Genomic DNA, 16442 nt, shown 5'->3' with positions numbered 1-16442 from the left:
GACACAGCGCTTTCGCGAGCAGGCTCGCTCCCACAAGGGATCTATATGTAGTCGGGGATTGTGTCGGGTGCCGGCAGTTGTGGCGGCGGGGCAAACTCGAACGGCGCCAGCGAAAAGCCCTGCTCATCCACCTGCAACGCCCAGCCCTGCTTGTCCCAATCTCCCAGCACGATGCGCCGGGCGGCGTGTTCGCCCAGTTGCAGCTTGTGGATGGCGGGGCGGTGGGTGTGGCCGTGGACCAAGGTTTTTACGCCATAGTGCTGCATGACGCGCGGGACCTCTTCTGGCGTGACGTCAACGATGTCGTTGGCTTTCATCCTCACCTGCGTGCGGCTTTCACTGCGCAGCTTGCGCGCCAGTTTCTGGCGGCTGCCCAAGGGCAGGTGGCGCAGGATGAACAGCGTGACCGGGTTGCGCAGCCAGCGCCGCAGTTTCATGTAGCCGACATCCCTCGTGCACAGGCTGTCGCCGTGCATCAGCAGCACCGGCTCGTCGCTGAATTGCACGACGGTCGGGTCCTTGAGCAGGGTGCAGCCGGCCGCTTTGCAGAAGGCCTGCCCGAGCATGAAGTCGCGGTTGCCGTGCATCAGGAAAATTGCCGTGCCGCTGTCGCTCAATTCGCGCAGGGCCTGGCAGATGGAGCGCTGGAACGGCGTCATGGCATCGTCGCCGATCCAGGCTTCGAAGAAGTCGCCCAGAATGTATAACGCTTGCGCCGAGCGGGCGCGTGTGGCGAGTAAATCCAGAAACGCCCGGGTGATGTCCGGGCGCTCCTCTTCCAGATGCAGGTCTGAAATCAGCAATATCACTCAATGATCTCGGCTTTCTCGATGATCACGTCTTCTGCCGGGACGTCCTGGTGGCCAGCCTTGGAAGTAGTGGAGACGCCTTTGATCTTGTCGACCACGTCAGTGCCTTCGACCACTTTGCCGAATACAGCATAGCCCCAGCCCTGGGTGGTCTTGCTGCTGTGGTTCAGGAAGCTGTTGTCCGCCACGTTGATAAAAAACTGCGCGGAAGCCGAATGCGGCTCCATGGTACGGGCCATGGCGACGCTGTATTTTTCGTTCGGCAGGCCATTGTCGGCTTCGTTCTGGATGCTTGGACGCTTGTCTTTCTTTTCCTTCATGCCTGGCTCGAAACCGCCGCCCTGGATCATGAAGTTGCCGATGACACGGTGGAAAACGGTGTTTTCGTAATGGCCGGCCTTGACGTACTCGACGAAGTTGGCAACGGTCAGCGGTGCCTTTTCGGCGTTCAGCTCCAGGACGATCTCGCCATGGTTGGTGGTCAGTTTGACTTGGGTCATGATCACTACTCTTTCAAGGAATTCGTGGGTTTCGGGGGCGCAGACGCCCGCAACCGGTCTGGCTGTAATCGGCCAGGCTGGGCAGTTTAGCGCGCCATGCGCGAATTTCGAGGCTGTTTTTCATCTGGCTGTCGAATAAATTCAATCGTTTGCCGGCCTGGCCTGTCAGGTGCTTGACAGCATCGGCTATGATACGGGCTTTGATTTATCAGGCCGCACCCGGCCGCGCACTTGTATGTTCAAGGATCCTATGAGCAAGCCCACTGTCGACCCTACCTCGAATTCCAAGACCGGCCCGGCCGTGCCGGTCAATTTCCTGCGCCCGATCATCCAGGCGGACCTGGATTCGGGTAAGCACACGCAGATCGTCACCCGTTTTCCGCCGGAGCCCAACGGCTATCTGCACATCGGTCACGCCAAATCCATTTGCGTGAACTTCGGCCTGGCCGAGGAGTTCGGTGGCGTCACGCACCTGCGTTTCGATGACACCAACCCGGCCAAGGAAGACCAGGAATACATCGACGCGATCAAGAGCGACGTCAAGTGGCTGGGCTTCGAATGGGCCGGCGAAGTGCGCTACGCCTCGCAGTATTTCGACCAGTTGCACGACTGGGCGGTGGAACTGATCAAGTCCGGCAACGCCTACGTGTGTGACCTGACGCCGGAGCAGGCCAAGGAATATCGCGGCAGCCTGACCGAGCCGGGCAGGAACAGCCCGTTCCGTGACCGCAGCGTGGAAGAGAACCTCGGCCTGTTTGCCCGCATGCGCGCCGGTGAGTTCCCGGATGGTGCCCGCGTGCTGCGCGCGAAGATCGACATGGCCTCGCCGAACATGAACCTGCGCGACCCGATCATGTACCGCATCCGTCACGCTCATCACCACCAGACCGGCGACAAATGGTGCATCTACCCGAACTATGACTTCACCCATGGCCAGTCGGACGCCATCGAAGGCATCACGCATTCGATCTGCACCCTGGAATTCGAAAGCCATCGTCCGCTGTACGAGTGGTTCCTCGAGCATCTGCCGGTGCCGGCCAACCCGCGCCAGTATGAATTCAGCCGGCTGAACCTGAATTACACGATCACCAGCAAGCGCAAGCTCAAGCAACTGGTGGACGAGAAGCACGTCAACGGCTGGGATGACCCACGCATGTCGACGCTGTCGGGTTTCCGCCGTCGTGGTTACACGCCGAAATCGATCCGCAATTTCTGCGAGATGATCGGCACCAACCGTTCTGACGGCGTGGTGGACTTCGGCATGCTGGAATTCAGCATTCGCGAGGACTTGGACCACAGCGCGCCGCGCGCCATGTGCGTGTTGCGGCCGCTCAAAGTCGTCATCACCAATTACCCGGAAGGCCAGGTCGAGAACCTCGAACTGCCGTGCCACCCGAAAGAAGACATGGGCGTGCGCGTCCTGCCGTTCGCCCGGGAAATCTACATCGACCGTGACGACTTCATGGAAGAGCCACCCAAAGGCTACAAGCGCCTGGAGCCTGCCGGCGAAGTGCGCTTGCGCGGCAGCTACGTGATCCGCGCCGACGAGGCGATCAAGGACGCCGACGGCAACATCGTCGAGCTGCGTTGCTCGTACGATCCCGACACCCTGGGCAAGAACCCGGAAGGCCGCAAGGTCAAGGGCGTGATCCACTGGGTGCCGGCCGCCGCCAGCGTCGAGTGCGAAGTGCGCCTGTACGATCGCCTGTTCCGTTCGCCGAACCCGGAGAAGGCCGAGGACAGCGCCAGTTTCCTGGACAACATCAACCCTGACTCCCTGCAAGTACTCACCGGTTGTCGTGCCGAGCCTTCGCTGGGCAACGCACAGCCGGAAGACCGTTTCCAGTTCGAGCGCGAAGGCTACTTCTGCGCGGATATCAAGGACTCGAAACCCGGTGCTCCGGTGTTCAACCGTACCGTGACCTTGCGCGACTCCTGGGGTCAGTGATCAAGTCTTAAGGGAAACCCTGTGCTTACGATCTACAACACGCTCACCAAGAGCAAAGAAGTCTTCAAGCCGCTGGATGGCAACAAGGTCCGCATGTACGTCTGCGGCATGACCGTGTACGACTATTGCCACCTCGGCCATGGCCGCAGCATGGTCGCCTTCGACCTGGTGACCCGTTGGTTGCGCTTCAGCGGTTATGACCTGACCTATGTGCGCAACATCACCGACATCGACGACAAGATCATCAATCGGGCCAACGAGAACGGTGAAGCGTTCGATGCGCTGACCGAGCGCATGATCAAGGCCATGCACGAGGACGAGGCGCGTCTCAACATCCAGAAGCCGGACCTGGAGCCGCGGGCCACCGACCACATCCCGGGCATGCTGGCGATGATCCAGACCTTGATCGACAAGGGCTATGCCTACGCACCGGGCAACGGCGATGTGTACTACCGCGTCGCCAAGTTCATGGGCTACGGCAAGCTGTCGCGCAAGAAGATCGAAGATTTGCGCATCGGCGCACGCATCGAGGTCGACGAGTCGAAAGAAGATCCGCTGGACTTCGTGCTGTGGAAAGGCGCCAAGCCGGGCGAGCCGAGCTGGGATTCACCGTGGGGCGCCGGGCGTCCGGGCTGGCACATCGAATGCTCGGTGATGTCGACCTGCTGCCTGGGCGAGACCTTCGACATTCATGGCGGCGGCAGCGACCTGGAATTCCCGCACCACGAAAACGAAATCGCCCAGAGTGAAGCGGCTACCGGCAAGACCTACGCCAATGCCTGGATGCATTGCGGCATGATCCGCATCAATGGCGAGAAGATGTCCAAGTCCCTGAACAACTTCTTCACCATCCGCGACGTGCTCGACAAGTATCACCCGGAAGTTGTGCGTTACCTGCTGGTGTCCAGCCACTACCGCAGCGCCATCAACTATTCGGAAGACAACCTCAAGGATGCCAAGGGCGCCCTGGAGCGTTTCTACCACGCACTCAAGGGCCTGCCGAACGTGGCGCCCGCCGGTGGCGAAGCGTTCGTGGCGCGGTTCACCGAAGTGATGAACGACGACTTCGGCACGCCGGAAGCCTGCGCGGTGCTGTTCGAGATGGTGCGTGAGATCAACCGCCTGCGCGAGAGTGATCTCGATGCGGCGGCGGGCCTGGCAGCGCGGCTGAAGGAACTGGCCAGCGTGTTGGGCGTGTTGCAGCTTGAAGCCGACGACTTCCTGCAAGCCGGCGCCGAGGGCCGCGTGGACGCCGCCGAGGTCGAGGCCTTGATCCAGGCGCGCCTGACCGCGCGGGCCAACAAGGACTGGGCCGAATCCGACCGCATCCGCGACCAGCTCACCGCCATGGGCGTGGTGCTCGAAGACGGCAAGGGCGGGACGACCTGGCGGTTGGCGGACTGAGTCCTTCCAGTCCTTGCAATGCCCCTGTGGGAGCGAGCCTGCTCGCGAAAGCGCAATATCAGCCAACAATGGTTTGACTGATATACCGCATTCGCGAGCAGGCTCGCTCCCACAGTTTTTTGTATGTCTACGCTGGAACAGGTCGCTTCGACCCTCGCGCTGACAGCAGTCCCCATGCCGGAACCGGTCACGAACGCCTGCTTCGTCGCCATTAAAACGAAACGTCTGACAGCCATGCTGTGAGACATGCCAGTAGTATCGGTTTTAACGGAACGTCAGAGGCGGGATAGAGCAGGGTGAGGCTCGGTCGGCCTGATCTTTAGCCAGCCACTGCGCTGCTGCAAACGGGCTGGCTGCGGATTGCGGCAGGGGCTCAGGGCGTTTGTGGCTTGTCAGGAGCAGTCAGGCCGGCCTGGATACGCTGATAGATTTCTTCTCGATGCACCGCAACGTTTTTCGGGGCGTTGATGCCGATCCGGACTTGTTGGCCGCTTACGCCCAGAATGGTGATCGTGATGTCGTCACCAATGTTTATGCTTTCACCGACTTTGCGGGTGAGTATCAGCATGGTGTTCTCCTTGATTGCTTTATAGGGCACCTGATTCAGACAGTGCAGATGTCGGTACTGCTTATAGATTAGTGCTAAGTGTCACAATGTGGGTGCCTCTTTCTGACGTGCAGATGCTGCATTAATTCCCAGGGTGCGACTATACAGAGACGCCGGAGAGGTTTCTCGTGTTTTGAGCTCCGTTTGCGGCGTTTTTGGCGACAGTGAGTGCTAAAATTCCCGCCTCATGTCTTTCGGGGGAATCGTTGTGCGTAAATTGGCTTGGGTATTGGTGGTATTGGCGCTGGCGGGATGCGGTGAAGGACGTGACGTCGCGGCACCCAAGCCCAAGCCCGTGGCGAGCTCCACGCCGGCCGCCGCTGCCGCACCGCAGTGGGCCGTCGAGGTTCGAGGCCAGACGCCCCAGGCCGTCAGCGACCTGACCGGATGGCTGATCGAGCACAGCTTCATGTCCACCGTCGTCAGGGAAAACGGCAAGGATCGCGTCCTGGTAGGGCCGTTAAGCTCCAAGGCTGAAGCCGAAGCGAAGCAGGAACAGATCACCGCTGCCCTGGTCCGTGCGAAGAAACGCAATATCGAAGCCTTGGTGGTGGACTTCCCGCCTGCTCAATAATCGGTCAATACAGAACCTGTGGGAGCGAGCTTGCTCGCGATAGCGGTATATCAGTCGACAAACCTGTTGTCTGTCACTCCGCTATCGCGAGCAAGCTCGCTCCTACATTGTTTTGTGCTGTTAACGAATGCCAGGTCAGCCGCAGGCCTTCAGGTCCACCGGGCCGACGAATTCGTTCCCGCGGCCCATGACACACGCCACGCTCTGGTTGCGCTGGCGTTCCCAGGCCTGCACCGGATAGGTCTTGTCCCAGGCTTCATACAGACGCCGGTCCTGTTTGGAGAGGCGCAAACCGTATTGTTTGCTCATGTAGAAATACGTCCTGGCGATCATCCCCCGAATGGACGGGCGCGGCATGACCTTCTTGGCCTTGAAGTCCACCTGAGTCAGGCATGAGCCGTACTGGCCTTTCTGCACCGGCAACCAGCCGAAGCTGAAGTTGCTGCGATCACCGTTCACCTCGCCAATGCTCGGCACCAGGTTATGCAGATCCGCCTCGGCCCGTTGATAGACCGGGTCGTAGCGGGTGCATTGTTTGCGCCCGCCCTGTTGCCAGCATTGGCGCTGATGACCGATCTGCCAGGCCGGGACAATATGCTCCCACTCGATGCGGGAGGCGCGATTGGCGTTCTTGCGCGGTACATAACCGCATGCCGCGAGGTTCACCCGGTTGCCGGTGTATTTGCACCCGCAGTAGAACTCGGTGGATTGTGGCGCATAGAGTTTCCAGGCGACTTTCTTGGCTTCGTTGAAGGTGCGCGGCGCACCAGCCTGTGCACCCGTGGCAACGAAGACGAGCAATAAAGCTAAACAGCGAACAATCATCGGGCTCAATCTTCCTTCGGCACAACCCAGAAAACCTGCACACCGCCATCGTCGCGATAAGCGAGGGTGACGTTGTCGTTCTCGTCGATTTCTTCGAGCAGGCGTTCCCACTCGTCGATCGGCTCGTCGGGCAGGCGGAAGATCAGCGCGGCCTTGGCCTTTTGCGCGGTGGGCGAATTGATGATTTTCGAGACGCGCAGGCCGAGTCGAGTGTAGGAATCTAAGGGGGTAGTTGCAGCGAGAGGCGTTGCCACAGGATTATCCTTATTAAGCTGTACGGGCATACAGTATTTAACCGTAGGCAATTACGCAACTGCTTAAAATTCAAGAAAATCGTCTGACAACACTTTTCCGACTTTGGTGTAGGAGAAATACGCTTTTTTAGCGGGGTGTGTAGGCGAAGCGCCACCTGGTTGTAGGAAGCAGGTGGCGAAAGTCGCCCGACCGAAAGTGGCCGGGCGCAGCCATCAGTATTCCCAGAACATCCGCTGCAATTCCTTGCTGTCCTGAGTCTTGGTCAGGGCGACCATGGCCAGGATGCGCGCCTTCTGCGGATTCAGGTCGTGGGCCACGACCCAGTCGTATTTGTCGTCAGGCTGTTCGGCGTTGCGCAGCACGAAACCGCCGGCGTTGGCGTGGGACGAACGAATGATCTGCACGCCTTCCTTGCGCAAGGCCTGCAACGAAGGCACAACCCGCGACGACACCGAACCGTTGCCGGTTCCGGCATGAATGATCGCCTTGGCGCCGGACTGGGCGAGGGCCTTGTAAGCCGTGTCGCTGACGTTGCCGTAGGAGTAGGCGATTTCCACGTCCGGCAGGCTCTTGATGGTCTTGATGTCGAATTCCGAGTCCAGGGTGTGACGCTTGGCCGGCAGGCGGAACCAGTAGGATTTGCCTTCCACTACCATGCCCAGCGGACCCCATGGGCTCTTGAAGGCTTCAGTCTTGATGTTGATCATCTTGCTGACATCGCGACCGGACTGGATTTCATCGTTCATGGTCACCAGCACGCCCTTGCCCCGTGCTTCCTTGCTGCTGGCCACGGCCACGGCATTGTAGAGATTGAGCATGCCATCGGCCGACATCGCAGTGCCGGGACGCATCGAGCCGACGACGATGATCGGTTTTTCGGTCTTTTCCACCAGGTTGAGGAAGTACGCGGTTTCTTCCAGCGTGTCGGTGCCATGGGTGATGACAATGCCATCGACGTCATTGCTGTCGGCGAGCTCGGCGACGCGCCGGCCCAGCTGCAGCAGATTGTCGTTGGTGATGCTTTCCGAGGCGATTTGCATGACCTGTTCGCCACGCACATTGGCCAGTCGGCTGAGCTCGGGCACGCCGGCGATCAGTTGTTCGATGCCCACCTTCGCCGCCTGGTAAGTGGCGCTGTTGGCCGAGCTGGCGCCCGCGCCGGCGATGGTGCCGCCGGTGGCGAGGATGACGACGTTGGCGAGCTTTTGCTCAGTTTGGGTTTCTTTTGCCTGGAGCGCGCCGGGCAGCAGGAGCAGAAGGGCCAAGGCGCCCGGAACAAGAGTCTTGAAAGCAGATGTCATTATTTTTCTCTCTAGTCATGAGGAATCTAGTCATGAGGATTCATCTAGATGTTCCGGCAGACCTGAATGCCGGGAACACAGCTGGAGGAGCATGATCCGTACCAGCCCGGTCGGCGCCGCTGATCAGGGCCTAAGATGTTGAGATCCATAACGATGTGTATTAAGTGAGGGGCCCGGGCAAGCAGTCCGGGGACGGGTTTCCGAATGCCGCGAGTGTTTACTGTTCGGTTACCCGAAAGGGAAAGGGCTGAAAGAAAGGTCTGAAGCCCTAAAGAAAATGCTCCGGCGGACGATGCCTTTGTAGGAATTCATTCACGGAGCGAGACATGTCCTTTTCCATCGGCTTTCCCAATGCCGCGACCATCACCATCGGTGGTAGATCCATCTCCACGCTGAATGCCTTGAGGGAGGCGAGCGCCGACGCGGCTGACGAGGCGCTGGGCGAAACGCAGGAAACCGGCACGGTCCGTGCGAACCTGGCGACCGAAGCCGAGGGCAAGACCGAGAAAAGTGGCAGCACGCAAAGTATCGCTATGCAAGTGCTGCTCAAGCGAATGCAGGAACTCCAGCAGCAATTGCGGGAGCAGCAGCAACAACTTGCCGCTGCACAGACGCGTGCCTATTCAACGCCCGAAGCCAAGACGACCGCTATCATGGCTATCCAAGGGCAAATCGCCGATACCACCGGCGCGCTGCAACAGGTCACCGGCAACCTGATCAAGGAACTGGCCAAGGATTCGGGTTCGGGGGCGCTGGTGAATACCACCGCTTGACGTTTCAACGTTGCGGATGAAACCGCAACGTTGACAAAACCCTGATGCTTTACCATAGTTCATTCCACGCAAACGTTTGCGCGGCTGTCGTGCGACGATTTTGCTCACAATAATCATAAAATCGGAGTGAACCCATGAAGCTGCCATTCGCTGGACGCCTTCTCGCCGTCGCCATGCTCGCGGCCGCATCCGCAGCGCTGCCATTCTCCTCGGCGCTCGCCCAGACCACCGAAAAACCCAAGGTCGCCCTGGTCATGAAATCCCTGGCCAACGAATTCTTCCTGACCATGGAAGATGGCGCCAAGGCTTATCAGAAGGAACACTCCGCCGAGTTCGACCTGATCTCCAACGGGATCAAGGATGAAACCGACACCGCCAACCAGATTCGCATCGTCGAGCAGATGATCGTGTCCAAGGTCGATGCGCTGATCATCGCGCCGGCCGACTCCAAGGCTATGGTGCCGGTGATCAAGAAAGCCGTGGATGCCGGCATCACGGTGATCAACATCGATAACCAGCTCGATCCGGCCGTGGTCAAGAGCAAGAACATCAACGTGCCGTTCGTAGGTCCGGACAACCGCAAGGGCGCCCGCCTGGTAGGTGAATACCTGGCCAAGCAGCTCAAGGCCGGTGACGAGGTCGGCATCATCGAAGGCGTGTCGACCACCACCAACGCCCAGGCGCGCACCGCAGGCTTCAAGGATGCGATGGAGGCGGCGCAGATCAAAGTCGTCTCCCTGCAATCCGGTGACTGGGAAATCAACAAGGGCAACCAGGTTGCCGCGTCGATGCTCAGCGAATATCCGAACATCAAGGCATTGCTGGCCGGCAACGACAGCATGGCGGTCGGTGCGGTCTCGGCCGTTCGTGCCGCGGGCAAGGCGGGCAAGGTGCAAGTGGTCGGCTACGACAACATCAACGCCATCAAGCCGATGCTCAAGGACGGTCGCGTCCTGGCGACAGCCGACCAGTTCGCTGCCAGGCAGGCAGTGTTCGGCATCGAAACCGCGCTGAAGATGCTCAAGGGCGAAAAAGTCGACAGCGGCACCAACGGCGTCATCGAAACTCCGGTCGAGCTGGTGACCAAGCCGTAACCCTGGCGACACAACGGCGCTCGCCCGTCCGGGCGGGCGCATTGGAGAGTTTGTTATGTCCGTTCGTGATCCGAACGCTGTCCTTTGCGTCAGCGGTATCGGCAAGACCTATGCGCAGCCGGTACTGAGCGATATCACCCTGACGTTGATGCGCGGTGAAGTGCTGGCGCTGACCGGCGAAAATGGCGCCGGCAAAAGTACCTTGTCCAAGATCATCGGCGGGCTGGTCACGCCGACAACCGGGCAGATGCAATTCCAGGGGCAGGATTACCGTCCCGGCAGCCGGACCCAGGCTGAATCGTTGGGCGTGCGCATGGTGATGCAGGAGCTCAACCTGCTGCCGACCCTTTCCGTGGCTGAAAACCTGTTCCTCGACAACCTGCCCAGCCACGCTGGCTGGATCAGCCGCAAGCAATTGCGCAAGGCGGCAGTCGAGGCCATGGCCCAGGTGGGGCTGGATGCCATCGATCCTGACACGCTGGTCGGTGAGCTGGGGATCGGTCACCAACAGATGGTCGAGATCGCCCGCAACCTGATCGGCGATTGCCATGTGCTGATCCTCGACGAACCGACCGCCATGCTGACGGCCCGTGAAGTCGAGATGCTTTTCGAACAGATTACCCGTCTGCAAGCCCGCGGCGTGTCGATCATCTACATTTCCCATCGCCTCGAAGAACTGGCGCGGGTGGCCCAGCGCATTGCGGTGTTGCGCGACGGCAACCTGGTCTGCGTCGAGCCGATGGCCAACTACAACAGCGAGCAACTGGTGACGCTGATGGTCGGTCGCGAGCTGGGCGAGCACATCGACCTGGGCCCGCGCCAGATCGGCGCACCGGCACTGACGGTCAAGGGCCTGAGCCGTTCCGACAAGGTTCGCGATGTGTCCTTTGAAGTGCGCAGTGGCGAAATATTCGGTATTTCCGGCCTGATCGGGGCGGGGCGCACCGAGCTGCTGCGGCTGATCTTCGGCGCCGATGCGGCCGACAGCGGCACGGTGGCGCTGGGTTCACCGGCGCAGGTGGTGAGCATTCGCTCGCCGTCCGACGCGGTGGCCCATGGCATCGCCTTGATTACCGAGGATCGCAAGGGCGAAGGCTTGCTGCTGACCCAATCCATCGCGGCCAATATTGCCTTGGGCAACATGCCGGAGATTTCCAGTGGCGGTTTCGTCAACGGCAGCGAGGAACTCTCGCTGGCGCAGCGGCAGATCGATGCCATGCGCATCCGCAGCTCCAGCCCGACGCAGTTGGTGTCGGAGCTGTCCGGCGGTAACCAGCAGAAGGTCGTGATCGGCCGCTGGCTCGAACGTGATTGCTCGGTATTGCTGTTCGACGAGCCGACCCGGGGCATCGACGTCGGCGCCAAATTCGACATTTATGCGCTGCTCGGTGAGTTGACTCGCCAGGGCAAGGCGCTGGTCGTGGTGTCCAGTGACCTGCGGGAACTGATGCTGATCTGCGACCGGATCGGCGTGCTGTCCGCCGGGCGCCTGATCGACACCTTCGAGCGCGACAGCTGGACCCAGGATGACTTGCTTGCCGCCGCGTTCGCCGGCTACCAGAAACGTGATGCGTTGCTCAACGAAGCAGCGCCTAGGGAACTCTCATGAAAACCGCTCCTGCCGTCGGCAAATCGAATGGCAACTTTTATGGCCTTGGCACCTACCTGGGCCTGGCCGGCGCCTTGCTGGCCATGGTCGCGCTGTTCTCGGTCCTGAGCAGCCATTTCCTTTCCTACGACACCTTCAGCACCCTTGCCAACCAGATTCCGGACCTGATGGTACTGGCGGTCGGCATGACGTTCATCCTGATCATCGGCGGCATCGACCTGTCGGTGGGCTCGGTGCTGGCGCTGGCGGCCTCGACCGTCAGCGTCGCGGTGCTCGGCTGGGGCTGGAGCGTCTGGCCGTCGGCCTTGCTCGGCATGGCCGTGGCGGCGCTGGCCGGGACGGTGACCGGTTCGATTACCGTGGCGTGGCGCATCCCGTCGTTCATCGTCTCGCTGGGCGTGCTGGAAATGGCCCGTGGCCTGGCGTACCAGATGACCGGCTCGCGGACCGCCTATATCGGCGACTCCTTCGCCTGGCTGTCCAACCCGATCGCCTTCGGTATTTCCCCTTCGTTCATCATTGCCTTGCTGGTGATTTTCATTGCCCAGGCCGTGCTGACCCGTACCGTGTTCGGTCGCTACCTGATCGGCATCGGCACCAACGAAGAGGCTGTGCGCCTGGCCGGCATCAATCCCAAACCCTACAAGATCCTGGTGTTCAGCCTGATGGGGCTGCTCGCTGGTGTCGCCGCGCTGTTCCAGATTTCGCGCCTGGAGGCGGCAGATCCCAACGCCGGTTCAGGGCTTGAGCTGCAAGTCATCGCCGCGGTGGTCATCGGCGGTACGAGCCTGATGGGCGGGCGTGGCTCGGTCATCAGTACCTTCTTCGGCGTGCTGATCATTTCGGTGCTGGCGGCGGGCCTGGCCCAGATCGGCGCGACCGAGCCGACCAAAAGGATCATTACCGGTGCGGTGATCGTGGTGGCGGTGGTGCTCGATACGTACCGCAGCCAGCGCGCCAGTCGGCGGGCTTGAAGCATGGCAACGATCAAGGATGTGGCGGCGCTCGCGGGGATCTCCTACACGACGGTGTCCCACGTGGTGAACAAGACGCGACCGGTCAGTGACGAGGTGCGACGCAAAGTCGAGGCGGCCATCGAGCGATTGGACTACGTGCCCAGCGCGGTGGCGCGTTCACTCAAGGCCAAGACCACGGCGACTATCGGCCTGCTGGTGCCCAACAGCCTCAACCCGTACTTCGCCGAACTGGCCCGTGGGATCGAGGATTACTGCGAGCGCAATGGCTATTGCGTGATCCTGTGCAATTCCGACGACAACCCGGACAAGCAGCGCAGTTACCTGCGGGTGCTGTTGGAAAAACGCATCGACGGCTTGATCGTGGCGTCGGCCGGCGGCGATGTCGGCCTGGCCGAGGGCTTGGCCAACGTGCGCACGCCCATGGTGATCGTCGACCGCGGGCTCGATGGGGTGGACGCCGACCTGGTGCGTATCGACCACGAATATGGCGCGTACCTGGCGACCCGGCACCTGCTGGAGCTGGGGCACCGCGACATTGCCTTTATCGGTGGGCCGGCGGACACCAGTGTGGCGCAGATGCGCCTGGCGGGTTACTGCCGTGCGCTGAAAGAGGCGGGGATCGAATTGCCCGTAGAGCGCATGCTCGAAAGCGATTTCACCAGTACCGGCGGCTATCGCGCGGCGGCGCAACTGCTTGAGCAGCAGCCGCCCAGCGCGATCTTCGCCGCCAACGATATGATCGGCATCGGTGCGCTGCGCGCCGCCGCCGAACGCAACGTGCGGGTGCCCGGCGAGCTGTCGATCATCGGCTTCGACGACATCCAGATGAGCCGTTACGTCTACCCGGCGCTGACCACGGTGGGGCAATCGATCCTGCAACTCGGCGAGATGGCGGCCGAAGTGCTGCTACGCCGGATCGCCACGCCGACGCTTGCCACCGACCAGCGGATCGTGACGCCCAGCATTGTCTTGCGAGAATCGACTGCACCGCTGTCCGGTACATTCGCCCAATACCGCTGAACCGAATTGACGAGTAATGATGTATGCCAGCAAAAGTAGTGGTAATAGGCAGCCTGAACATGGACCTGGTGACGCGTGCGCCACGTCTGCCCCGTGGCGGTGAAACGCTGATCGGGGAATCGTTTTCGACCATCCCCGGCGGCAAGGGCGCCAACCAGGCGGTGGCTGCCGCGCGCCTCGGGGCGCAAGTGTCCATGGTCGGTTGCGTCGGCGGTGACGCCTACGGTCAGCAACTGCGCGGTGCGCTGGTGGCCGAAGGCATTGATTGCCAGGCCGTCAGCGTCGTCGAGGGTTCCAGCGGCGTGGCGCTGATCGTGGTCGATGACAACAGCCAGAATGCGATCGTGATCGTCGCTGGCGCCAACGGTGAGCTGACGCCGGCTGTGCTCGACAGTTTCGACGCGGTGCTGCAAAGCGCCGAGGTCATCATCTGCCAGCTCGAAGTGCCGGATGCCACCGTCGGCCATGCACTCAAGCGTGGTCGTGAACTTGGCAAGACCGTCATCCTCAATCCCGCGCCCGCTTCTCGGGCATTGCCCGCCGACTGGTATGCCTGCGTCGATTACCTGATTCCCAACGAAAGTGAAGCGGCGATCCTCAGCGGCCTGGCGGTGGAGTCCCTGGAAAACGCCGAAGCCGCCGCGACCCAGTTGATCGCCGCCGGTGCCGGCAAGGTGATCGTGACCCTGGGGGCCCAAGGGCTGATGTTCGCCAACGGTTCGAGCTTCGAACATTTCCCGGCGCCGCGGGTCAAGGCAGTGGACACCACGGCAGCGGGCGACACGTTTGTCGGCGGGTTTGCCGCGGCCCTGGCCAGCGGCAAGAATGAGGTCGAGGCTATTCGTTTCGGCCAGGTCGCCGCTGCACTGTCGGTCACCCGCGCGGGCGCTCAGCCTTCCGTTCCAACCCTGCAGGAAGTACAGGCGTTCGAAGCATGAAAAAAACTCCTCTGTTGAACATCGCCCTGTCGCGATTGATCGCCTCCCTCGGTCATGGCGACAAGGTGGTCATCGGTGACGCCGGCCTGCCGGTGCCGCCCCATGTCGAGTTGATCGACCTGGCGCTGACCCATGGGGTTCCGGATTTCGTCAGTACCTTGAAAGTGGTGCTCAGCGAAATGCAGGTCGAGCGCCATGTGCTGGCTCAGGAAATCCTCGATAGACAACCGTCGGCCCTGGCCACGTTGCAGGCGCTGCATGCCGAAGGCGCGCTGGGTACGCGGGAGCTGGTCAGCCACGAGCAATTCAAGACGCTCAGCCGAGAGGCGAGGGCAATCATTCGCACAGGAGAATGTTCTCCATACTGCAACGTGGTGCTGATCGCCGGCGTCACGTTCTAGGTTTTCCCACCAGCACAAGGAGTGCGCCATGCACCGCTATGCTCAGAAAATGCATCAACTGTTGCGGAGTCTGCTGCTTTTGTCATTGCTCACGGCTACAAGCGCCCAGGCGGCGGAAAAAATCGATCTGATCATCGACACCGATCCGGGGGCCGATGATGTGGTTGCGCTGTTGTTTGCCCTGGCATCCCCCGAAGAGCTGCATATCCGGGCATTGACCACCGTCGCCGGTAACGTGCGCCTGGACAAGACATCCCGCAACGCGCGCCTGGCTCGCGAGTGGGCCGGGCGTGAAGAGGTTCCGGTGTACGCCGGTGCCCCGAAGCCGTTGATGCGCACGCCGATCTACGCCGAAAACATCCATGGCAAGGAAGGTTTGTCCGGTGTCGAGGTGCATGAGCCGAAGAAAGGACTGGCCGAGGGTAATGCCGTCAACTACCTGATCGACACGCTCAAGGCCGCCAAGCCGCACAGCATCACCATTGCGATGCTGGGCCCGCAGACCAACCTGGCCCTGGCGCTGGTCCAGGAGCCCGACATCGTCCAGGGCATCAAGGAAGTGGTGATCATGGGCGGCGCGCATTTCAACGGCGGCAATATCACGCCGGTGGCGGAGTTCAACCTGTACGCCGATCCCCAGGCGGCAGAGATAGTCGCCAAAAGCGGGCTGAAGCTGACGTATCTGCCACTGGACGTGACCCACAAGATCCTCACCAGCGAGGCACGCCTCAAGCAGATCGCCGCGCTGAACAACAACGCCAGCAAGCTGGTCGGCAATATTCTCAATGAGTACGTCAAGGGCGATATGGAGCACTACGGCATGACCGGCGGGCCGGTGCATGATGCGACCGTGATCGCCTATCTGCTCAAGCCGCAGTTGTTTACCGGGCGGTCGGTCAATCTGGTGGTGGACAGTCGTGAAGGTCCGACGTTCGGGCAGACGGTCGTCGATTGGTACGACGGCCTCAAGGCGCCCAAGAATGCCTTCTGGGTGAAGGACGGCGATGCCCAGGGGTTCTTCGACCTGTTGACCGAGCGGCTGGCCCGCCTCAAGTAGACCCTCTCGCAGCGACCCCGCAGGCGCCGGCCTGCGGTGGTCTAGTCAACCGTCTCGATAATGCTCGGGTAGCGTTCGAACGCCTGCTGGATGAAGTTCTGAGCGCCTTGCGTCCCGAGTTCTTTCACCAACAACTCGATGCCGATGATTGCCAATTCCTCGGGGCTGCCCGGGCTGTATGAGCTGTGGCCCTGGGCCCATTTGGCATTGATGGTGGCTTCGATGCTGACGGTGCTCATGGTCGGGCTCGCAGGTTGGGAGATCAGTAGGCTGAGTTAAGCATTTTTGCTTCGGGTTTGGCAGTGCGACTTAGGCATCAGAAGTGCGGTATGCGACACTTGGCCTTTGAT

At 61.0% G+C, this 16442-nt stretch carries 18 protein-coding genes; 11 read left to right on the top strand and 7 right to left on the bottom strand.

Features of this window, described 5'->3' with window-relative positions; translation table 11 throughout:
• Positions 1-41: 41 nt before the first annotated feature.
• Positions 42-809: a UDP-2,3-diacylglucosamine diphosphatase gene (locus J3P84_RS17750; protein WP_434624804.1), complete on the bottom strand. Its 768-nt coding sequence runs from the start codon at positions 807-809 to the stop codon at positions 42-44.
• Positions 806-1309, bottom strand: coding sequence for a peptidylprolyl isomerase (locus J3P84_RS17745; protein WP_434624802.1), 504 nt, complete (start codon positions 1307-1309; stop codon positions 806-808). The genes J3P84_RS17750 and J3P84_RS17745 overlap by 4 nt, the downstream gene beginning before the upstream one ends.
• Positions 1310-1559: 250 nt before the next feature.
• On the opposite strand from J3P84_RS17745, the gene J3P84_RS17740 reads away from it, so the two are divergent.
• Both J3P84_RS17740 and cysS read left to right on the top strand, forming a co-directional pair.
• Entirely contained in the window at positions 1560-3257 is a 1698-nt protein-coding gene (locus tag J3P84_RS17740; protein WP_434624800.1) for a glutamine--tRNA ligase/YqeY domain fusion protein, read from the top strand.
• Between the two features lie 21 nt (positions 3258-3278).
• Positions 3279-4661 carry a cysteine--tRNA ligase gene (gene cysS, locus J3P84_RS17735; RefSeq protein WP_434624798.1) on the top strand — a complete coding sequence of 461 codons (1383 nt, stop codon included), beginning with the start codon at positions 3279-3281 and terminating at the stop codon, positions 4659-4661.
• 373 nt (positions 4662-5034) lie between these two features.
• Here cysS and csrA read toward each other — a convergent pair whose 3' ends face one another.
• On the bottom strand, positions 5035-5229 hold the full coding sequence (gene csrA / locus J3P84_RS17730) for a carbon storage regulator CsrA (RefSeq protein ID WP_003179932.1): 195 nt from the start codon (positions 5227-5229) through the stop codon (positions 5035-5037).
• Positions 5230-5476: 247 nt separating this feature from the next.
• On the opposite strand from csrA, the gene J3P84_RS17725 reads away from it, so the two are divergent.
• Positions 5477-5842: an SPOR domain-containing protein gene (locus J3P84_RS17725; RefSeq protein ID WP_434603587.1), complete on the top strand. Its 366-nt coding sequence runs from the start codon at positions 5477-5479 to the stop codon at positions 5840-5842.
• A 135-nt stretch (positions 5843-5977) separates the two neighbouring features.
• Here J3P84_RS17725 and J3P84_RS17720 read toward each other — a convergent pair whose 3' ends face one another.
• The 3 genes from J3P84_RS17720 to J3P84_RS17710 all read right to left on the bottom strand — a co-directional run bounded on the left by J3P84_RS17720 (position 5978) and on the right by J3P84_RS17710 (position 8223).
• A complete protein-coding gene (locus J3P84_RS17720; protein WP_434624796.1) occupies positions 5978-6667 on the bottom strand; it encodes an endonuclease in 690 nt (229 codons plus the stop codon).
• A 5-nt stretch (positions 6668-6672) separates the two neighbouring features.
• Entirely contained in the window at positions 6673-6972 is a 300-nt protein-coding gene (locus tag J3P84_RS17715) for a DUF1654 domain-containing protein (protein ID WP_434569086.1), read from the bottom strand.
• 162 nt (positions 6973-7134) lie between these two features.
• Positions 7135-8223: an asparaginase gene (locus tag J3P84_RS17710; RefSeq protein WP_434624794.1), complete on the bottom strand. Its 1089-nt coding sequence runs from the start codon at positions 8221-8223 to the stop codon at positions 7135-7137.
• A 326-nt stretch (positions 8224-8549) separates the two neighbouring features.
• Here J3P84_RS17710 and J3P84_RS17705 point away from each other — a divergent pair, with 326 nt between their 5' ends.
• From J3P84_RS17705 to J3P84_RS17670, 8 genes are all read left to right on the top strand, one after another.
• The gene (locus J3P84_RS17705; RefSeq protein WP_434624792.1) at positions 8550-8996 is read left to right on the top strand and encodes a hypothetical protein; all 447 of its coding nucleotides are present in this window, start codon (positions 8550-8552) and stop codon (positions 8994-8996) included.
• A gap of 134 nt (positions 8997-9130) precedes the next feature.
• A complete protein-coding gene (locus J3P84_RS17700) occupies positions 9131-10090 on the top strand; it encodes a sugar ABC transporter substrate-binding protein (protein ID WP_434569083.1) in 960 nt (319 codons plus the stop codon).
• A gap of 55 nt (positions 10091-10145) precedes the next feature.
• The gene (locus J3P84_RS17695; protein WP_434624790.1) at positions 10146-11699 is read left to right on the top strand and encodes a sugar ABC transporter ATP-binding protein; all 1554 of its coding nucleotides are present in this window, start codon (positions 10146-10148) and stop codon (positions 11697-11699) included.
• The gene (locus J3P84_RS17690) at positions 11696-12673 is read left to right on the top strand and encodes an ABC transporter permease (protein ID WP_305495674.1); all 978 of its coding nucleotides are present in this window, start codon (positions 11696-11698) and stop codon (positions 12671-12673) included. The genes J3P84_RS17695 and J3P84_RS17690 overlap by 4 nt, the downstream gene beginning before the upstream one ends.
• Before the next feature lie 3 nt (positions 12674-12676).
• Positions 12677-13696: a LacI family DNA-binding transcriptional regulator gene (locus J3P84_RS17685; RefSeq protein ID WP_305495672.1), complete on the top strand. Its 1020-nt coding sequence runs from the start codon at positions 12677-12679 to the stop codon at positions 13694-13696.
• Between the two features lie 23 nt (positions 13697-13719).
• The gene (rbsK, locus tag J3P84_RS17680) at positions 13720-14634 is read left to right on the top strand and encodes a ribokinase (RefSeq protein WP_434624787.1); all 915 of its coding nucleotides are present in this window, start codon (positions 13720-13722) and stop codon (positions 14632-14634) included.
• Entirely contained in the window at positions 14631-15035 is a 405-nt protein-coding gene (rbsD, locus tag J3P84_RS17675; protein ID WP_434603600.1) for a D-ribose pyranase, read from the top strand. The genes rbsK and rbsD overlap by 4 nt, the downstream gene beginning before the upstream one ends.
• 28 nt (positions 15036-15063) lie before the next feature.
• Positions 15064-16092, top strand: coding sequence for a nucleoside hydrolase (locus J3P84_RS17670; protein WP_434603602.1), 1029 nt, complete (start codon positions 15064-15066; stop codon positions 16090-16092).
• Positions 16093-16133: 41 nt separating this feature from the next.
• Here J3P84_RS17670 and J3P84_RS17665 read toward each other — a convergent pair whose 3' ends face one another.
• Positions 16134-16331 carry a hypothetical protein gene (locus J3P84_RS17665; RefSeq protein WP_305495666.1) on the bottom strand — a complete coding sequence of 66 codons (198 nt, stop codon included), beginning with the start codon at positions 16329-16331 and terminating at the stop codon, positions 16134-16136.
• Positions 16332-16442 lie beyond the last annotated feature (111 nt).

This window comes from Pseudomonas sp. Z1-29 (assembly GCF_051131995.1).
GTDB lineage: Bacteria > Pseudomonadota > Gammaproteobacteria > Pseudomonadales > Pseudomonadaceae > Aquipseudomonas.
This window is presented reverse-complemented; position numbering and strand designations above follow the sequence as displayed.

Excerpts from the sequence above, each read along its gene's own strand:
- J3P84_RS17745 (WP_434624802.1), bottom strand. The coding sequence starts at position 1,309 with ATGACCCAAGTCAAACTGACCACCAACCATGGCGAGATCGTCCTGGAG.
- J3P84_RS17740 (WP_434624800.1), top strand. The coding sequence starts at position 1,560 with ATGAGCAAGCCCACTGTCGACCCTACCTCGAATTCCAAGACCGGCCCG.
- csrA (WP_003179932.1), bottom strand. The coding sequence starts at position 5,229 with ATGCTGATACTCACCCGCAAAGTCGGTGAAAGCATAAACATTGGTGAC.
- J3P84_RS17720 (WP_434624796.1), bottom strand. The coding sequence starts at position 6,667 with ATGATTGTTCGCTGTTTAGCTTTATTGCTCGTCTTCGTTGCCACGGGT.
- J3P84_RS17710 (WP_434624794.1), bottom strand. The coding sequence starts at position 8,223 with ATGACATCTGCTTTCAAGACTCTTGTTCCGGGCGCCTTGGCCCTTCTG.
- J3P84_RS17705 (WP_434624792.1), top strand. The coding sequence starts at position 8,550 with ATGTCCTTTTCCATCGGCTTTCCCAATGCCGCGACCATCACCATCGGT.
- J3P84_RS17700 (WP_434569083.1), top strand. The coding sequence starts at position 9,131 with ATGAAGCTGCCATTCGCTGGACGCCTTCTCGCCGTCGCCATGCTCGCG.
- J3P84_RS17695 (WP_434624790.1), top strand. The coding sequence starts at position 10,146 with ATGTCCGTTCGTGATCCGAACGCTGTCCTTTGCGTCAGCGGTATCGGC.
- J3P84_RS17690 (WP_305495674.1), top strand. The coding sequence starts at position 11,696 with ATGAAAACCGCTCCTGCCGTCGGCAAATCGAATGGCAACTTTTATGGC.
- J3P84_RS17685 (WP_305495672.1), top strand. The coding sequence starts at position 12,677 with ATGGCAACGATCAAGGATGTGGCGGCGCTCGCGGGGATCTCCTACACG.
- rbsK (WP_434624787.1), top strand. The coding sequence starts at position 13,720 with ATGCCAGCAAAAGTAGTGGTAATAGGCAGCCTGAACATGGACCTGGTG.
- rbsD (WP_434603600.1), top strand. The coding sequence starts at position 14,631 with ATGAAAAAAACTCCTCTGTTGAACATCGCCCTGTCGCGATTGATCGCC.
- J3P84_RS17670 (WP_434603602.1), top strand. The coding sequence starts at position 15,064 with ATGCACCGCTATGCTCAGAAAATGCATCAACTGTTGCGGAGTCTGCTG.
- J3P84_RS17665 (WP_305495666.1), bottom strand. The coding sequence starts at position 16,331 with ATGAGCACCGTCAGCATCGAAGCCACCATCAATGCCAAATGGGCCCAG.